This is a genomic window from Arthrobacter sp. ISL-65 (assembly GCF_018613795.1).
GTDB lineage: Bacteria > Actinomycetota > Actinomycetes > Actinomycetales > Micrococcaceae > Arthrobacter.
Map to the genome: position 1 here is coordinate 139,234 of NZ_JAGGPN010000004.1, position 16,766 is coordinate 155,999.

A 16,766-nucleotide genomic window follows, 5' to 3' on the forward strand; every position below is an offset into this window, starting at 1 on the left:
ACCGGCTGCGGACCAGAGCCGCTAGTCAGTCACCGGGTCGATGGACACCACGGCCAGGAACCCGCGGCCCAGGATCTCCGGCGTCCGGCTGTCCGAACCCACCACTGCGTCGTAGCGGCTGAGCGGAACAGGCTCAGTAACCTCACCGGCCGGCTCGCTTGTATCGGAACCTGCGGTAACCGCCGCCTGGCCCTGCAGCAGGATGCCCAGTTGGCCCTCGAACACGGGATGGGCCCGCTTCTTGGAGAGCTCCACGATGGAGGTGTACGCCTTGAAAGCGCCCTCCCGGGCGATGACGTTGAGGTTGCGGACATCGCCGGTGGGCAGGGCCGAGGAGGAGGCCGCACCGCCGGGGAACCGGAAGGGCCGGTATTTTTCGAGCGGGTGCTCGGTCCCGTCCACGGCCAGCAACAGCAGTTCGCCTTCGACCACGGTCAGCACGCGTTCCATCCCGGGAAAGGGGGAATACTCCCCGGCGCTGGTGACGTCGGCGATGCTGACCCGCCAGTCCCACGCGCCGTCGTCCGATGACGTGGCCCCAGACGAAGCGCCGTCAGACGAAGCATCTCCGCGATGGCTGGCCAGCTCGCGGGTGACACCGCCGCCGTTGCGCCAGGGCTGGGCTTTGAGGTCGGCGAAGCGGATGATCTGCATCAGCCCAGCCTATCCGCGCGTTGCCCGCACCCTCCTTCCCCGCGTAAAGTCGGCGACGGATCGCTGCGGTCGTGGGCGACGCTTTCAACAACGAGGAGCCGGTGAATGTTCGTTAAAGTCTGCGGCCTGAGCACGCCTGAATCAGTCCGGGAAGCCGTGGAAGCCGGAGCGGACGCCGTCGGCTTTGTCCTGACGGCCAGCCCCCGTGTGGTGTCGCCCGCGCAGGTCACCCAGCTCGTGAAGGCCGTGCCCGACGGTGTGGCCGCCGTCGGCGTCTTCCGTTCCGAACCGGCCGCCGACGCGGTGGCCATCGCCCGCGCCGCCGGGCTGGGCTGGATTCAGCTTCACGGTGAGCGAACACCGGATGACGTAAAAACAGTGCACGACGCCGGCATGAAGGTCATCCGCGCCGTCACCATGGGTGCCGCACCGGACGCGTTTGCCAACTGGGGCGAGGAACTGCTGCTTATCGACGCCGCAGTTCCCGGTTCCGGCGAGGCCTGGGACTACGGTTCGGTGCTTGCCAAGGGCCTTGCGGGACGGCAGTGGCTCCTGGCCGGCGGCCTCGATCCCGCCAACGTGTCCCAGGCCGCCCGTGATGCCGGCGCGTGGGGCGTGGACGTCTCCTCCGGCGTCGAACAGAGCAGGGGAGTGAAGGACCTGGCCAAGATCAGGGCCTTCGTGACGGCAGCCAAAGGCTGACCGCCCCGTGACTCCGGCGACCCCGTGACTCAGGCGACGCGCGCCCGGACGCCCGCGGCGCCCCTCTACGCTGCCGGATTCGTGACCGCGTTCGGCGCCCACAGCATTGCCGCCGGCATGGGCGCCCAGAGCGGCAGCATCGGCCTGACCCTGCTGAACCTGGGAATCCTGCTGGCCGTCTACGACATCTCCGAGGTGTTCCTCAAGCCCGTCTTTGGCGCGCTGAGCGACCGGATCGGGGCCAAGCCGGTCATTGTCGGCGGCCTCTTCGGCTTCGCCGTCCTGTCCCTGATCGGCCTGTGGGCCGCAAATCCGCTGCTGCTCGGCCTGGCCCGCCTGGGCCAGGGCGCCGCTGCCTCGGCGTTCTCGCCGGCGTCCTCGGCCATGGTGGCCCGGCTCTCGGCCGGGAAGAACGCCGGGACCTTCTTCGGCAGGTACGGGTCCTGGAAGAGCCTCGGATATGTGATCGGCCCGCTGCTCGGCGCCGGGCTGATTGCCTCCGGCGGCTTCGCGCTGTTGTTCGGGGCGCTGTCCGTGATTGCCGCGGCCACCGCCGTGTGGGTCCTTCTCGGCGTGCCGCACCTGCCGCCGCTCCCGCGCCAGCGGTACACCGTGCTGGACCTGGCCCGGCAGGTTGCGGAGCGCAGGTTCCTGGTGCCCACCCTGGTGCTGGCGGCATCGATGGCGGCCATGGGGGCGGCTATCGGTTTCCTTCCGGCCCTGGCCGTGCAGCACGGCCTCGATCCGGTGGCCGGCACGGCCGCCGTCAGTGTGCTGGCCGTCGCCTCCCTGCTGGCCCAGCCGCGGATCGGAGCGATGCGCGACATGCACCGCATCGGCGACGCGGGCGGAATGCGCACCGGCCTGTTGCTCACCGCCGCCGGGGTCGCCCTGGTGGCCGCCGCCCCGGGGCCTGCCACCATCTTTATCGCGGCGGCGGTCATTGGGGCCGGCGTCGGCGCGGCCACGCCGCTGGGCTTCGCGCATTTGGCTGACAGCACGCCGAAGGACCGGATGGGGCGGACCATGGGCTCGGCCGAGCTGGGGCGCGAACTCGGCGACGCCGGCGGCCCGCTCCTGGTGGGAGCCGTCGCCACCGCCGCCTCGCTCCCGCTGGGCCTGGGGCTCCTCGCGCTGCTGGTCGCGGCCGCCGGGGTCCCGCGCCTCAGCACAAGGGTGAAGGTGTCCAAAGACGAAAGTTCGCAGCCTGAAGGTTAAGGGTTAATTCAGGGCAGGTCTCGGGGTGCTTCAGCCTTCCGGCCCGGCAGAATGGACGGATGAAGACAATCCTGAACATCATCTGGCTGGTTTTCGGCGGCTTCTGGCTGGCGGTGGGCTACTTCGCCGCCGGCATCATCTGCTGCCTGCTCATCGTGACCATCCCCTGGGGCATCGCCTCCTTCCGGATCGCGTCCTACACCCTGTGGCCCTTCGGGCGGATGGTGGTGGATAAGCCGGGCGGAAACGGCGTGTTCTCGCTCCTCGGCAACGTGATCTGGCTGTTGGTGGCCGGCATCTGGATCGCCATCGGGCACGTGGTCACGGCGTTCGCCATGGCCGTCACCATCATCGGCATCCCACTGGCCATCGCCAACCTGAAGCTGATCCCGGTTTCCCTCATGCCACTGGGCAAGCAGATCGTGCCCACCGACAGGCCGTTCATCACGGCCTACCGCTGACCCTACGCGGCGTCCGGCCGGTGTCGGTCAGGCCGAGCACCGGTCAGGCCAGTTCGCCCTGCAGGTTCCGCCGGGCGGCCTCCAGCCACAGGCTGCGGGCCCGCTCGGTGTGGAAGAGCGGGTCCAGTGCCAGCAGCTGGCGGACGACGGCGGCCCTGCCGGCCGCAAAGTCGGCGTCGCCGATGTGTGCATAGTCTTCCCGGACTGCCGCCACGTACCGGGCGTAGGGCTCCGGTTTGCCGCCGAGAACTGACAGGTCCGCGTCGCAGAGGAGGGCGCCGTCGTCGTCCCCGGCCTCCGGCCGGTGATCCGAGGTGAGCCGGACCAGCCGCGCCACCTCTTCGACGTCGGCCGCCGGCAGTCCGGCCTGGCTGAGCCTGAGTTCGGCGAGCTGGGCGGATTCCTCCTCGTCCTGGCCCGCCACTCCCCGGTAGACGGCGTCGTGGAACCAGGCCGCCAGCAGCACGGTGCGCGGCGGCCGGGCGGGTGCGGTGAGCAGGTCCAGGGCTTCCAGCACGGCGAGCAGGTGGGTGCAGCCGTGGTACCTGCGGTGGCTCTCGCTCCAGCGGTCCAGCAGGTCCAGGAACAGGGCGTCCTGGCCCGGCATCACCATGCTCCAGCGGTTGAGCAAGGGAGTTTTCAGGGACTTCGTCCGGCTGCGGGCCGGGATCCGAAGCCCGCTGGCGATGAGTTTCCGGACGAGGACCCGCGCCTCCACCGGAATGGCGCCGGCGGCCACCAGATCGTCATAGCGGCGCTGCGGCACGTCGTAGTGGTCGCCGTCGAATGCCCGTTCCGGGATGCCCGCCGCAGCGGCGAAGGCATGCAGTTCCGCCAGGGAGGTGTCCGAAATCAGATGCGAAAACAGTGTTTCATGGGCAGGCCAAAGCGGCGGATCGAGGTAGACGGCCATGGGGGAGAGTCTAGTCCGGTGCCCTACAGGCTGCTGAATGCGCGCTGGCCATGGGGAAGTGTGGCATTGGGACTTGCCGGTTCCCAGGGATCTTAGCCCCCTATAACTGGGGCTAGCTCAAGAATTCCCAAGCTTTTTACAAGTTGGCGAGCCGACCATGTTCCGAGGGGGAGTGCACGCAAGTTGCCAGGACCGCAGCAGCAGGCGCTTCGATGTCTCCGATTCAGCCCGGAAGGTTGCTCGGAACTGGCATAGGCAAACAACTTCGATGAGTGGTGAGGCTAGTGAGCATCCCTATACAGGCCGACGTTCAACTCCGGGAAGCAACAATGCTGGGCTATGCATTCTTTCACGTGGGCAGGCGTGGCAGAGGTGGCAGGACTTCCTGGCTTGGCGTAAGGCGGGGACGTGGTCGCTCGGCTGGTCTTCGTCGCGGGTCGCGGAATCTGTGGCTCCATGCACTGCTGACAGCGCTCCTGCTTGCGCTGAGTGCCCTGGTGGTGCCGGTTACGGCGACGGCCGCTGCAGGTGATGTTGGGGTTGAGGATTTCTCGCATTCGGGAACTGGGACGCCAACAGGTACAAAGCGGCAGGAGAATGCGCTGTGGTTCAACGACGGGATCTGGTGGGGGAACCTGTGGGACACTGCCAGCTCGGACTTCCATATCTTCCGGTTCAATGCCGCGACCAACTCGTGGGTCAATACGGGTGTGACGACGGAGACGCAGGCGAACACCCATCATGACGTGTTGTGGGACGGGAAGACGTTGTTTGTGGCGAGCTATCGGTTCGTTAATGACGGCCTGCCGTTTGAGCCGAACTTCCCGTCGACAATGCGGCGTTACAGCTACAACTCGAGTACGAAGACGTACACGCTGCTGAGCTCTCAAAGGATCCACAACAACAAGGTTGAGACCATGTCCATCGACAAGGACTCGACTGGTCGGGTGTGGGCCACCTGGCAGCAGGGGAACCGGATCTTTCTGAACGTTACTGGCACCGATGGCATAACGTGGGGAACGCCGTTCGCGCATCCTGCGTCGTTGAGCAACGTGTCAGTGGACGACAATTCGGCTGTGATCGCGTTCGGACCCGGCAAGATCGGTGTGATGTGGAGCCGGCAGGTTGGTGACGCCACTGACGGCATGTACTGGAGCTACCATGTCGATACCGACCCGTCGAACACCGCCTGGACCACTCCTGTGGCGGCGGTGAAGGGGCTGCGCAGCGGTGACGACCATATGAACCTGAAGTGGCTGGACTCCACGAACCATCAGGTTTTCGCCGCTGTGAAGACGTCGAACACGTCGGCGTCCCTGCCGCTGATCCAGCTGTTGGTGTTGAATGGCACGGCGTGGACGGCGCACACGATCGCGACCGTGTCGGAGTGCCCGAACCGGGTGATCGTCATGATTGACGAGTTTGCGCAGAGGCTGCGTACCTTCGCTACCTATCCGAAACCGAGCGGCACGACGAACGCCGGTGTCTGCACCAGCTCGGGTGGTGCGATTTACGAGAAGTCCACGCCGCTGAACAACATCAGCTTCACCACCACGAAGACGGCCCGTATCGTGGACGGCGACCAGTATGTCCACAACGTAACGTCGACGAGGCAGAACCTCAACAGTAATGCTTCCGGCACGGCCAACAGCGGCCTCCTGGTGCTCGCCGATGTGAACGCCACAAGCCGGTACTGGCACTACTACGACTCCACCGGTGGTGGTGGTGGTGCGGATACGACCGCTCCGACCGTGACGGGTACGTCTCCGACTGCCGGTGCGACCGGCACAGCGGTGACGACGAATGTGACGGGAACGTTCTCCGAGGCGATGACTTCGTCGACGGTCACGTCGTCCACGTTCACGCTGACGTCGAGTACGACGACGGTGGGGGCCGCTGTGACGTACAGCGGCGGGGTTGCGACGTTGAACCCCACTGCCGACCTGGCGGCGGGGACGACCTACACGGCGACCATCAAGGGCGGTGCCAGCGGAGTGAAGGATGCTGCCGGTAACGCGATGGCGACGGACAAGACCTGGCAGTTCACCACGGCTGCCGTGGGCGGCGGCACGACGCCGCAGACCGTCACGCTGACCGCCACTGCTGACAGCTATGTGACCAGCGCGTCGCCGACGACGAACTTCGGCACGAGCACCTTGTTGGGTGTGGACAACAGCCCGGTGGAGGGCACGTACCTGAAGTTCGACCTGTCGGCCTATGCGGGTAGGACGCTGCAGAGCGCGACGTTGCAGCTGCGTAGCGCCGGGAGCGGGTCCACGGGCCAGCAGAACGTCAAGCTGGTCGCTAATGACGGCTGGTCCGAAACCGGGATCACGTACAACAACCGTCCGGCGATGGGCACCACCGCCATCGGCACGCTCGGTCCGACAGCGACCAACACCGGCTACAGCGTTCCGCTGACGGTCACCGGCCTCGCCGGTGAGCTTGGACAACAGCTCACTCTTGGTATGGACTCCAGCAGCAGCGACGGCCTGGACCTCAACTCCAGGGAGGCTGGCAGCACTCTCGCACCGAAGCTGGTGCTCACCCTGAACTAGTAGGTGGACGGTGTCGGCACGGCCGGCACCGTCCACACCAGCAACACCATCCGCCCGACACCATCCGCCCGACACCACCCAGACAGGGGACGACCATGCGCACCTTGCAGAGCAAGGCACTGCACTTCGACATCCACGGCCGCGTCACGATCCGCGTCGACGCAAAGGCCCCGGCAGCGGCCCAGCTCCAGAGCATGTTGGCGTGTTTCGCCAGCGACACCGAACGGCCGGCCGACATCGTCGTCAATGACCGGCCGGAGCCGATGCCGGATGCTGGTCTGCTTGAGCACGAGCTCGCGTACACCGAGAGCAGCGTGCGTTTTCAAGACGATCGGGTCCAGGTTGTGAGGGATGGAGAGCAGTGGCGCATTCACGGGCCGGGCGAGCTGCTGACGTCTGTGGTCCCCGTTCTCGATGCCGCCATGGTCGCTCGAGGAGCCGGCATGATCCACGCGGCAACGATGGCGTACCGGGGTCACGCGATCGCGCTTCCCGCCGCCGGAGGGACCGGTAAGACGAGCACCGTCGCCAAGCTGATGCGGCGCGAGGGGTGGTCATTCATGGGCGACGACTGGGCCTTCCTCGCCGAGGACGCCACCCTGCTCGGATACGCGAAGCCCATGTTCATCAAGCCACACCACCGGACCATCTACCCGCACCTGTTCGAAGGTGTCCGGAAACCCCTTATCCCGTCACGGCTCTCGAAGGGCGTCGGCCGTCTGACCACGGTGGTGCACCCGTACGTCATCCGTTATCCGCGCCTGGCGGACTTCTCCCGGCGATGGTCGCCGGAGCACCGCATGGTCAAGCCAGCGACCGCGTTCCCGGGGCGGCAAGTGACCACCTCGGCCCCGCTCGCGGCCGCCATCTACGTCGAGCGCTTCGAGGGCGCCCGGTCCCGGATCGTTGAGCGGACGAGCGACTGGATGGTCGACCGCATGCTCGGCAACTTCCACATCGAGATGGCGGGCTTCTCGCAACAGGTCGTAACCGGCCTGGCAGCCACGTCCGTCGTCCCGTGGCGCGAGCACTTCGCGGCGAAGGGGCTCGTGCTGAGCAAGGCGCTCGACGGACGGCCCTGCCATCTGCTGCAGGTGCCCGCCGCGTACTCGGCAGACGAGGCATCCGACGACATTGTGCGGCATCTCGAGGAGCTGCTGCCGTCGGTCCTCGACGAGCAAGCCTGAGGAGGACGCAGTGGATCACAGCACTGCCGATCTCACCGCCGTCGTTCCGGCCCGCAACGCGGAGCGCATGCTCCCGCGCTGTCTGGAGGCCCTGCGCCAATCGGGTGTTGCCGAAATCATTGTGGTGGACGGATGCTCCACCGACAGCACCGTCGCCCTCGCCCACGAGGCCGGTGCCCGGGTCCTGAGTGACGAGGGCCGCGGCCTGCCATGGGCACGAACGCTCGGTGTGCGGAACAGCAGCACCCGTTGGGTCCTGCTCGTCGACACCGACGTCGTGTTCGGGCCCACGGGGGTCGCCGACCTGCTCACGGAGCTTGTCGAAGGCGGCTATGACGCCCTTCAGGCCGGTCTGGAGAGTGTCGGTGGACCAGGCTACTGGGGGCAGGCGCTGGCACATCACCACCGCACCGGCCGCAGCCGCAACTGGTTCGGGCTCGTGGCGACTGTCGTCGACCGGGACCTGATGCTGGACGTGGGTTTCGACGACTCGTTCAAATCGGGGGAGGACATCGAGCTGCGCTGGCGGATGCGCCAGTCAGGAATGCGTACGGCGGTCTCGCGCCGGGTCGTCGTCGAACACCGTTTCGCTGCAGACGACTTTGATTTCGCGCTAGACCAGTTCCTCATGGACGGAACGGGACTGGGACGGATGATCCGCAAGCATGGCTGGCGCGGTGCGAGGTTGGCGCTGCTGCCCGCTGCCGCGGCAGTCCGGGGCAGCGCCTTGAGCCTCGCCAAGGGCCAGCCCCGGTGGCTGCGCTACTACGCCGCCTTCTGCTGGTGCAACTATGTGGGCCTGGCGAGGGGCCTGGCGTCGTGAGGGCTAAAGCGGGGACCGCTGTGCCGGACGCCTCCGCCGTCCGGCACTCCGCCCTGCGCAGCTCGCTGGGCCTCGTCGCGGGAAAGGCCGCCCAGACGGGTGCGGGCTTCGCGTTCTGGATCGTGGCCGCGCGCGCGACGTCCGACCGTGAGGTCGGGCTCACCACGGCCGCGGTCTCGGCAGTGATGATCTGCACGCAGCTCGCGGTGCTTGGCGCCGGCTCGGCCGTGATCGTCGCGGTGGGGCGAGGGGAGCCGCCCGGGAGGGTGCTGGACGCGGCGTTCGCCATCGTGGGGGTAGCCGGCACCGGGCTGGCCCTCGGCTACCTCGTGCTGCAGTCCGCCGTGATGCCGGACACGGCCACGACATCGGTTCTCTTCTGGCTCACGTTCCTCGTGGCTGCCGTCACCGGCACCCTGGTAATCGTTCTGGACCAGGCGCTCGTGGCGTTGGGACGCGGTGCCAGCGCGACCTTGAGGTACGCCTTGGGCGGCGGGGTCTCACTCGTGGCTGCAGCGCTCGTGGCCTGGCTGGCGCACGGCGCCTCCGCCGACGTGCTGATGGCCTGCTGGACCCTCGGAACCACCGTGGCGTGCGTCGTCGGTGCGGTCCAGTTGCGAAGACTGGTCGGCTACCGGCCGCGACTGACCTTGCGCCCGGCGCGCGGCCGTCCACTGCTGGCGCTGGGCATTCCGCACCAGCTCCTCACCCTCACCGAGCGCGCCCCCGGGCTGCTGCTGCCGCTCCTGCTCGCGCACATGGTGGCGCCGGAGGCCGCTGCCTACTGGTACCCCGCATGGATGATGGCCTGGGCCGCCTACTCCGCTCCGATGCTGATGGGCATCGTGCAGTTCTCCGAGAGCGTCCGCGACGCGGACCGCCTGACGTCGACGACGTGGGCGAGCCTCCGTTTGTCGCTCACCGTAGGAGGTCTGGCTGCCGCCGTCCTCGTCCTCCTCGCCCACCCGCTGCTCAGCCTGCTGGGAGAGCGGTACGCCGATTCGTCCGCCGGCGCTCTGCGGTGGTTGGCCGCCGGCCTGGTGCCGTATGCGGTTTTGCAGGCCTATAACGCCGTGTGCCGGGCCCGCGGTCGCTACACGGAGGCGATCGTGGTCGGCACGACGCTGGGCATAGCCCTCTGCGTTTCAGCGCTCTCGGCCGCCGACAGAGGCGCCACCGCCATGGCCCTTGCGTGGCTGGTGGTGCTCTCCATCGGGGCCGCGGCGGTCGGCCTCCGGCTACTCGCCGTGCTCCGGCACACCAGGAAGGACATACGATGACTGGCACACTCGAAGCGACCACCCGTACCAAGGAACGCTGGAAGTCCCGTGAGGCGTGGTGCGCTCTGGCAGGCGTCGTCTCGCTGGCGCTTGCCGTGGGGGCTGCCTCCACGGTGACCGCGCCCGTGGACAACGACCTCGGGCTCGTCGCCGTGCTGCCCTACCCGTTCTGGGCGGGGGTCCTGATTCTGAACGTCGCCTTCGTCGTGGCGCTGCGGGGGGATGCCGCCGGCCCGGCGCGCCGCCCGGTCATGATTTGGCTCGTCGTCGTGCTCGTGCTGGTGCTCTTCGGGACCGCAGCTTTCGTGACTGATATACCGCGGGGTGAGATCGCGTTCCGTCATCTCGGCATCGCCGACGCCCTCTCGCACACCCAGGGGATCGACCCGGACATCGACGGGTACTTCAACTGGCCGGGTTTCTTCGCCCTCCTGTCCACGGTGCTCCGGGCGACCGGTCTCGACCCCGTGGCCCTTGCCCTGTGGGCGCCGGTGCTCAACATGGGTCTGTGGCTCGCTGCCCTGGCCGTGCTGACGGGCTACCTGACGCGCGATCCGCGACGGCGCTATCTTGCGCTCTGGCTCTTCTGCCTCGGCAACTGGCAGGACCAGGACTACCTGTCTCCCCAGGCCTTCGGCTTCTTCCTGCACCTTGTCGTGATCGCGCTGCTCCTCGGTCCGTTGGCCGCGCGGGCCCCCCAGTTCCGCGGCTTCCGGCGCGCGGACCTGGCGGCGTGGTGGCGAGGCAGGTCGCCCGCCGAACCCCGGCCGGGGTACCGGGTAGGCGCCCTCGTGATAACCCTCTTGCTCATCACGGTCATCGTCGCGAGCCATCAGCTGACGCCTTTCATGCTGCTCATCGGCGTCACCGCTCTCACCCTGAGCGGACGTGTGTGGCCCAGCAGGCTGCCCCTGATCACCATAGTCGTGCTGACGCTCTGGCTCGCCTACCCCGCGAGTGCATACCTCCTCGGGCACCCACCCTTGGCCGACGCAGGACTGGAGGCCGCGACCGAGGCGAACGTCCTCGACCGCGTGCGCGGGACCGACGGGCACGTGCTCGTGGTGCAGGTCCGGGCCCTTCTCACCCTTGTGCTGTGGGGGCTCGCCGCCGCCGGCGCCTGGCGCGACTGGCGCAGAGGGCGTCTCGACATCCGGGTGGTACTCCTCGCCGTCACCCCACTGTTGCTCTTCCCCGCCCAGGTGTACGGCGGGGAGATGCTCATCCGCGTCTCGCTGTTCGCGCTGCCCTTCATCGCCCTGCAGGCGTGCTCGGTCCTGCTTCCTACGGACGGCAGCAAACTTTCCACGGTCGGCAGCAAACTTCCCGCCGACGGCAGCAAACGCCGCTCCTACCTTGCCGCTGACGACAGCAAACGCCGCTCCTACCTTGCCGCGGGGGGCCTTGCGCTCACCTGCGTCCTACTGGCCGTGTTGACCGTGACGGGCCGGTTCGGAAACGCCCGGTATGACGTGTTCACTCATGATGAGATTGACGCCGTCGCCGCCATGCAGCGTCTCGCGCCCCCCGGCTCGGCGATCATCTCGGCTGCCCACCCGACACCGTGGCGGAGTGAGGCCTACCTCGATCACCGGTCCCGGACGATCGAGGACCTGTGCCGGTCCGACTTGTCGACGGCGAGATGCGGCCCACTCGTCTACGACTACGCCCGGCGCAGCACAGCCGGTGCCGTCTTGCTGATCACGCGCTCGTCGGAGGCGAGCCTTGTGCTCCAGGGCGTCCGTGGCGCCGGTGGCTTCTCCGAGCTGGAGAAGTGGCTGGGCGCGCAGAACGGCGTGGAACTTGTGTTCAGCAACGTTGACGCACGCGTGTACCGGGTGACGCCATGAACATCGGAAGCATCAGCCGGCTCACCCTGGCGCTCGGTCTCTCGGCCGTCGCGCTGTCGCTAATTACGCTCGTCGGGCTGCCGACACCGCTGCAGACGATCGCCGCGATAGCCGTCCTCGTCCTGCTCCCCGGGCAGGCACTGGCCCGACTCACACAGGTGACCGACATCGCGCTGGGCGCGCTGCTCGTCCTGGCGCTCGGCCTCGCCGCGCTCACGGTCGTGTCCACTGCGATGTTCTACCTCGCTGTGTGGTCCTGGCAGGCGTGCGTCGTCTCGATGGGCGTCATCACCGTTCTAGCGTGCATGGCACGCGCCCGGCAGGAGGCAACAACATGATAATCGAACTCGCGGGACTGCTCGCGGCTGCCGGCCTGCTCATGACCCTCGTGGCGCTCGAGGTCCGACGCACAGTCCCTGATACCGGGCAGCCCACACGCAAGGGGCTCCTTAGCCGAAGGGTGAGCCGGTGGGCAGTCGCCGCCATGTGGACGATGTACCTGTTCCTCTTCCTTCCACGCGTGCTGGGACTGCTCGCGTGAGCAGCCCCGCGCGGTGGTGGCTCCTCAGCGACCTCCATCTGGGCGTGTCGGACGACGACCCGCGGAGCCCCGGCAGAGTGCTGCCCGAGTTCCTGCGCCGCGAGGTGCTCGCAGCCTCCGGTTCGCAGCAGCACGTCGCCTTCGTCGGCGACACGTTCGAGCTGGCCGGGTTCGCGGAGGACGAGAGCCTGGCCCGACTTGAGTCCATCCTCGCCCGCCACCCAGACACGTTCTCGGCGATGAAGGCGTGTGCGGCGCGCGGCGTGCAGCTGCACTTCGTGTGCGGCAACCACGACGTGGAGCTGGCCCGGCCCTCGGTCGCCGCCCGCCTGTCGGTGCTGCTGTCACCCGCCGAGCCGACGCGGGTCCGGGTATACCCGTGGTTCCTGCACGTGCCCCACGTGCTCGTGGCCGAGCACGGGCACCATCACCACGCGCTGCATCGGATACCCGAGGTGCTCCGCGCGGCAGTTAACGGCACCGACGAGCTGGACCTGCCACCGCTCGCCGCCTGGAACGCCCTTCCGTCAAGGTCGCGCCTGAGCCGCGCCGGGGCCGTTGCCCGGGCCTGCCTGGCGTCCGAGCGGGCGGAACGCCGCGTCCGGCAGCCCGCGTATGACGAGCTGTTGCAGGCCGAGTCACAGCGGCTCGCGCTCGACGGGGTGGCCGTTCGGGACCTGGCGCGCCTGTCCCGGTTCCGGACGGTGTCGGCGCTCCCGGTCGCCGCGACCCGCATGGTGCTCGCGGCTGCCGGCCGCAGAGTCACCGGCGAGGAGGCTCCCGCGGCAGCGGGCCGGTTCGCACGTACCCTCGAGGCGCACGGTTCCGGGGTGGCCTGGTACGTCTCGGGCCACACCCACCGGGCCCTCGAGTCGGCGCTCGAGGCGAGCCCCACCCGGTACGTCAATACCGGCACGTGGGGTTCGGACGTCCGCGGGCGCGGACTTGACCAGTCGGACCGTCGGGCGTTCCCGTACGCCGTGGTCGACGTCGCCGCCGACGGAGCCACCAGCGGCGGGTTGCGGTACTGGCGTCCGGACGGTGGCTGAGCCTGACCCGTGTCAGCGCACCCGCGGAGCGGGGCGAAATGCTTGAGGATTGCCGCGAGCAGCTGTCCTGCGCGAACAGCCGTCCTGGGGGATGACCAGTGGTCCCGAATCGAGGCGTTGCTGCCGACCTTAGATCCATCATGCCTGCGACGTGAACCCGACGCTGACCACAGCCAGGACCCGCCGAATCCACCGTGACCCGCCGCATCCACTGGCGGCGGGGCTGGAACGGAACATGCCCTGGTGCGGGACGGTTGGATCAATCCGGGTTACGCCGCCGGCCAGAGACCACGTGCACCGGTTGCTGCCGGTGTGCCAGGCCCAGCCGCTGGAGGCGTTGCTGGCAACAGCATCCTGAGGCGCCAGATGGCAATCAGAGCCGCGCACGCCTGGGCGGCGGACCAAAGGGCTGCGACGCCGAGGAGGCCGAATTCGCGGGCGCCCAGCGAGGCTGGCCCCACGACAAGGACGGCAGCGAAGACAGCTACGGCTGTGGCCTCGGCGAGGCGGCCTTGCGCCCGGCACAGACCGAAGTAAACCTGAGTCACGCAGCCCAGCAGCAACGCCGGCACCAGGACAGGAAGCAGGATGGCGGTCGCCGCGTACTCCGGGCCAAGGAAACCGAGAAGGTAGGGGCCAGCTATGAGCAACATGGCTCCGGCGACGGAAGTGAGGGCGAGGCTGGCCTTGAGTGCGGAGGACACCAGCCCAGGCCTTGACCTGCCTCCGGCCAACGCGGTCTGCAGGGAGAACCCGGAAGACTGAGGAAAGAAGAAGACCGCCGAAGCCATCATCCACGCCATGTACCAGGACGCGGTTGCGGCCGGGCCGAGGGTAGCGGCCACGATCAGTGGAAGGAGATACCGGGGGGCGCGGTCTGCGAGCATCAGCGCATGGTTCGGCAGGCCCGGCTTCAGCAGCCGCAGGGCCGGGCCGAGCCGGAGCCCGTGCTTCCAGTCCGGTGATACCCCGGCACGGTTGAGCTGGCGCAGCCCGAGGACCACACTGGCCAGGGCGCCGGCGCCCACCGCCGCCACCACCACTGCCACTTCCCGGATGCCGGCCGCCATGGCAAAGGCCAGCACAGCCAGTTGCACCAGGCTTTGGGTCAGGCTCCTGACCAGTGCGCGGTCAGAGCGTTCCTGCGCTACGCCCACGTGGTCCAGCTGATACGCGACCGCGGCGAACAGTGCCGTCGCGGAGAACATCCCGGTTATGACGGGATCGTTCCAGGCCAGGCCCACGCCAGACCCCAGCCAGTAGGTCACCGCCGCCACTGCACCGGACAACACGACTGTGGAAACCCCAACGGTGAGGAGGCTGCTGGCAATCAGCCGGCGGCCGCCGTCGGACTGTCCGGGGAGCAGGGTAAGCGTGGCCGGCCCGACCCCCAGCATCCCGAGATGCACGGTCAGGAGGGCGGCGGCCACCACCGCAGAACCCATGCCGAGCTGCGCGGGCGGCAGCATGATCGCCGCCATCGCCCAGAACAGGAAACCGGTGGCCATCGGGGCCACCCGGGCGGCGGTCAGCCAGGCGGCGTTCCCGCCCACGGACAGGCCGGTGCCGGGCGGCCGCAGGAGCTCGCCGAACATCGACCTGTAGTTGTACACGAGGAAGCAGGCCCAGTACGCAAGGAACCGGGGCGCATGCAGCAGCGACAGGCCGGCGCCGCGGATGGCGGCCAGCAGCGGCAGCACCACAAGCCAGCCGGCGCGGCCTGGGTGCTTGCGGACCGTGCGGGCCAGCCCGGCGCCGTCCTGGAGCCACTGGTCGCGGGCGGCGTCGAATGTGTCCATGAACCGGTGCCGCACCGCAGTGATGCTGGAGACGCCAATGCGATAGCCCGCCTCTTCGAGCCTGATCCTAAGCTCGATGTCCTCGCCGGAGCGGAAGGTCTCATCGAACGCCACGGACAGCAGCACTTTCCTTCGCATGAGGGTGGCGCACACGCCGAACCACGAGCGTACCCGGCTGTGCATGTGGTGCCAAGACAGGGCGGCACCCCAGTATCCGGGCCCGTCCGCCTCGCTGACCAGGCCGAACTGCAGCCCGTCGTAGCCGCAGGCCTTGAACTCGTCCAGGAGACCACCCAAGGCGCCCGGCGGAAGGACGACGTCGGCGTCGATCAGTGCTACCAGGTCGGAGCAGGCGTTCTCGACACCCAGCATCCGAGCTGCCGGCAACCCGCGGCCCTCGTCCGAGATGACGCGGGCGCCCATGGACCGTGCGATCTCCACTGTGTTGTCCGTGGAGCAGCCATCCACCACAATGATCTCGCGCGGCTTTTCGGCGCGGATGGATTCCAGGCATTCGCCCAGCCACCGCGCCGCATTCCGCGCGGGAACCACCACGGACACTTCGAGGTCGCTCACGTGGGCACCCAAGTCACTCCTCCAGCTTGGAGCTGATCAGGCCTGCCACATAGTCCGACGTCCGGTCGGCGGACCAGGAGGCGGGAATCCTGAGCAGGGAGCACGGCACGTCCTCAAGGGCGCGGCGTACCACGGCTGCCTTCTGGCTGAAAAACTCCTCTAGCGGAACCAGGCCCGTCGCGCCGAGGGCCTCGATCAGCCGCCGTGACACCACCGGGAGCTCGGAGTGGAAGTTCCCGACGATGCGGGAGGTCATCCACTCGCGGCTCCGTGTCTCCAGCCGGGCTTCGGAACCGTCGTAGCGCTCCAGGAAGATTGCCAGCCGGGTGAGCGCTGCCGATGAGATGCCGTCCTGCCCGAAAACCAGTTCTGGATGGACCATCCGGTGCTCCGGGGACCATCGGCGGGTGAAGGCGGCGGTCTTCGGATACCGGACGATCACCGGATGGACAGCCGTCGCAAGGTGGGCCACCGTGTTCGTCAGCCAGCCGGGAGCCAGCGGCTTACGGGCGCCGCTGAACACCTCGGGGTAGATCCTGCGGTGGTGCGGCTTGAGGAACATCGGTTTCGCATAGCCCATGAGCATGCTGTCGGCATCCAGGAAAGCCCAGTCGTCGGCCATGAACCGCACACCGGGCATGGCCGTAAGCTTCGCGACCGTGCTGGTCTTGCCGACTCCGCCCCAGGCTGGAAGCAGGACCCCCGAGCCGCGGAAGTCCACCACCGCCGCGTGGATCATGGCGGCGTTTTGCCTGATGCAGAGCCGGTCCAGCAGGGGGATGACGGCGGTCAGCAGCTCGCCCCGGCCCTGGATCGAGTAACCGTCGCGGGTTTCCTGGACCTGGACGCGGTCCGCCGGGATGTAGAGCGACTCCGGCGTGAACCGGAAGGCATCCTCGGCGTGCGACTGTTCCGCCACATCCGCCGTTTCCGCGCTGACATGCAGGCGGAGCGGTGCCCGGGACGGTCCCAGGAACGGAGCGAGCATGTCCCGCAGCTGCGCTTCGCCAGGGGTGCCGGGGGCCACTTCAATGCCCACGAGGCCGTGGACATCGAAGCTGGCGCCGGTGGACGGGAGCGAGTCCCTCAGGACGTCTTTTTCGGACTGACTCATGCTTCGGGCCCTCCAGCGGTCTCGTTGATTCGGGCAATGTT

The 16,766-nt window shown here is 68.1% G+C and carries 15 protein-coding genes; 11 read left to right on the plus strand and 4 right to left on the minus strand.

What is annotated here, in order from left to right:
- Positions 1-21: 21 nt before the first annotated feature.
- Positions 22-654: a HutD family protein gene (locus J7I85_RS01485; RefSeq protein ID WP_214845702.1), complete on the minus strand. Its 633-nt coding sequence runs from the start codon at positions 652-654 to the stop codon at positions 22-24.
- Positions 655-759: 105 nt separating this feature from the next.
- Between J7I85_RS01485 and J7I85_RS01490 the strand changes: the two genes are divergently transcribed.
- Genes J7I85_RS01490 through J7I85_RS01500 form a run of 3 tightly spaced genes read left to right on the plus strand, consistent with a single transcriptional unit; the run spans position 760 to position 3,035 of the window.
- Complete coding sequence (locus tag J7I85_RS01490; RefSeq protein WP_214845704.1) at positions 760-1,356, plus strand: phosphoribosylanthranilate isomerase; 597 nt, start codon at positions 760-762, stop codon at positions 1,354-1,356.
- 24 nt (positions 1,357-1,380) lie between these two features.
- Positions 1,381-2,574: an MFS transporter gene (locus J7I85_RS01495; RefSeq protein WP_214845710.1), complete on the plus strand. Its 1,194-nt coding sequence runs from the start codon at positions 1,381-1,383 to the stop codon at positions 2,572-2,574.
- A gap of 59 nt (positions 2,575-2,633) precedes the next feature.
- Entirely contained in the window at positions 2,634-3,035 is a 402-nt protein-coding gene (locus tag J7I85_RS01500; RefSeq protein WP_214845712.1) for a YccF domain-containing protein, read from the plus strand.
- A gap of 43 nt (positions 3,036-3,078) precedes the next feature.
- Here the strand turns inward: J7I85_RS01500 and J7I85_RS01505 are convergent, their stop codons facing one another.
- Positions 3,079-3,948: a DUF4031 domain-containing protein gene (locus J7I85_RS01505; protein WP_214845714.1), complete on the minus strand. Its 870-nt coding sequence runs from the start codon at positions 3,946-3,948 to the stop codon at positions 3,079-3,081.
- A gap of 497 nt (positions 3,949-4,445) precedes the next feature.
- On the opposite strand from J7I85_RS01505, the gene J7I85_RS01510 reads away from it, so the two are divergent.
- From J7I85_RS01510 to J7I85_RS01545, 8 genes are all read left to right on the plus strand, one after another.
- Positions 4,446-6,506, plus strand: coding sequence for an Ig-like domain-containing protein (locus J7I85_RS01510; protein ID WP_308159355.1), 2,061 nt, complete (start codon positions 4,446-4,448; stop codon positions 6,504-6,506).
- A 95-nt stretch (positions 6,507-6,601) separates the two neighbouring features.
- Positions 6,602-7,693: a hypothetical protein gene (locus J7I85_RS01515; protein WP_214845719.1), complete on the plus strand. Its 1,092-nt coding sequence runs from the start codon at positions 6,602-6,604 to the stop codon at positions 7,691-7,693.
- A gap of 10 nt (positions 7,694-7,703) precedes the next feature.
- Positions 7,704-8,516, plus strand: a complete 813-nt coding sequence (locus J7I85_RS01520; RefSeq protein ID WP_214845720.1) for a glycosyltransferase — start codon at positions 7,704-7,706, stop codon at positions 8,514-8,516.
- Complete coding sequence (locus J7I85_RS01525; RefSeq protein WP_214845722.1) at positions 8,513-9,796, plus strand: polysaccharide biosynthesis protein; 1,284 nt, start codon at positions 8,513-8,515, stop codon at positions 9,794-9,796. The genes J7I85_RS01520 and J7I85_RS01525 overlap by 4 nt, the downstream gene beginning before the upstream one ends.
- Positions 9,793-11,646: a glycosyltransferase gene (locus J7I85_RS01530; RefSeq protein ID WP_214845724.1), complete on the plus strand. Its 1,854-nt coding sequence runs from the start codon at positions 9,793-9,795 to the stop codon at positions 11,644-11,646. Before J7I85_RS01525 ends, J7I85_RS01530 begins: the two co-directional genes overlap by 4 nt.
- The gene (locus J7I85_RS01535) at positions 11,643-11,984 is read left to right on the plus strand and encodes a hypothetical protein (RefSeq protein WP_214845726.1); all 342 of its coding nucleotides are present in this window, start codon (positions 11,643-11,645) and stop codon (positions 11,982-11,984) included. The genes J7I85_RS01530 and J7I85_RS01535 overlap by 4 nt, the downstream gene beginning before the upstream one ends.
- Positions 11,981-12,187, plus strand: a complete 207-nt coding sequence (locus J7I85_RS01540) for a hypothetical protein (RefSeq protein ID WP_214845733.1) — start codon at positions 11,981-11,983, stop codon at positions 12,185-12,187. Before J7I85_RS01535 ends, J7I85_RS01540 begins: the two co-directional genes overlap by 4 nt.
- On the plus strand, positions 12,184-13,236 hold the full coding sequence (locus J7I85_RS01545) for a hypothetical protein (protein WP_214845735.1): 1,053 nt from the start codon (positions 12,184-12,186) through the stop codon (positions 13,234-13,236). Before J7I85_RS01540 ends, J7I85_RS01545 begins: the two co-directional genes overlap by 4 nt.
- A 269-nt stretch (positions 13,237-13,505) precedes the next feature.
- Here the strand turns inward: J7I85_RS01545 and J7I85_RS01550 are convergent, their stop codons facing one another.
- Together J7I85_RS01550 and J7I85_RS01555 are read right to left on the minus strand one after the other, a co-directional pair.
- Complete coding sequence (locus J7I85_RS01550) at positions 13,506-15,611, minus strand: glycosyltransferase (RefSeq protein WP_308159356.1); 2,106 nt, start codon at positions 15,609-15,611, stop codon at positions 13,506-13,508.
- A 13-nt stretch (positions 15,612-15,624) separates the two neighbouring features.
- The gene (locus tag J7I85_RS01555; protein WP_214845739.1) at positions 15,625-16,725 is read right to left on the minus strand and encodes a hypothetical protein; all 1,101 of its coding nucleotides are present in this window, start codon (positions 16,723-16,725) and stop codon (positions 15,625-15,627) included.
- Positions 16,726-16,766 lie beyond the last annotated feature (41 nt).

Coding starts and splice junctions, on each gene's coding strand:
- J7I85_RS01485 (WP_214845702.1), bottom strand. CDS start 654: ATGCAGATCATCCGCTTCGCCGACCTCAAAGCCCAGCCCTGGCGCAAC.
- J7I85_RS01490 (WP_214845704.1), top strand. CDS start 760: ATGTTCGTTAAAGTCTGCGGCCTGAGCACGCCTGAATCAGTCCGGGAA.
- J7I85_RS01500 (WP_214845712.1), top strand. CDS start 2,634: ATGAAGACAATCCTGAACATCATCTGGCTGGTTTTCGGCGGCTTCTGG.
- J7I85_RS01505 (WP_214845714.1), bottom strand. CDS start 3,948: ATGGCCGTCTACCTCGATCCGCCGCTTTGGCCTGCCCATGAAACACTG.
- J7I85_RS01515 (WP_214845719.1), top strand. CDS start 6,602: ATGCGCACCTTGCAGAGCAAGGCACTGCACTTCGACATCCACGGCCGC.
- J7I85_RS01530 (WP_214845724.1), top strand. CDS start 9,793: ATGACTGGCACACTCGAAGCGACCACCCGTACCAAGGAACGCTGGAAG.
- J7I85_RS01535 (WP_214845726.1), top strand. CDS start 11,643: ATGAACATCGGAAGCATCAGCCGGCTCACCCTGGCGCTCGGTCTCTCG.
- J7I85_RS01540 (WP_214845733.1), top strand. CDS start 11,981: ATGATAATCGAACTCGCGGGACTGCTCGCGGCTGCCGGCCTGCTCATG.
- J7I85_RS01555 (WP_214845739.1), bottom strand. CDS start 16,725: ATGAGTCAGTCCGAAAAAGACGTCCTGAGGGACTCGCTCCCGTCCACC.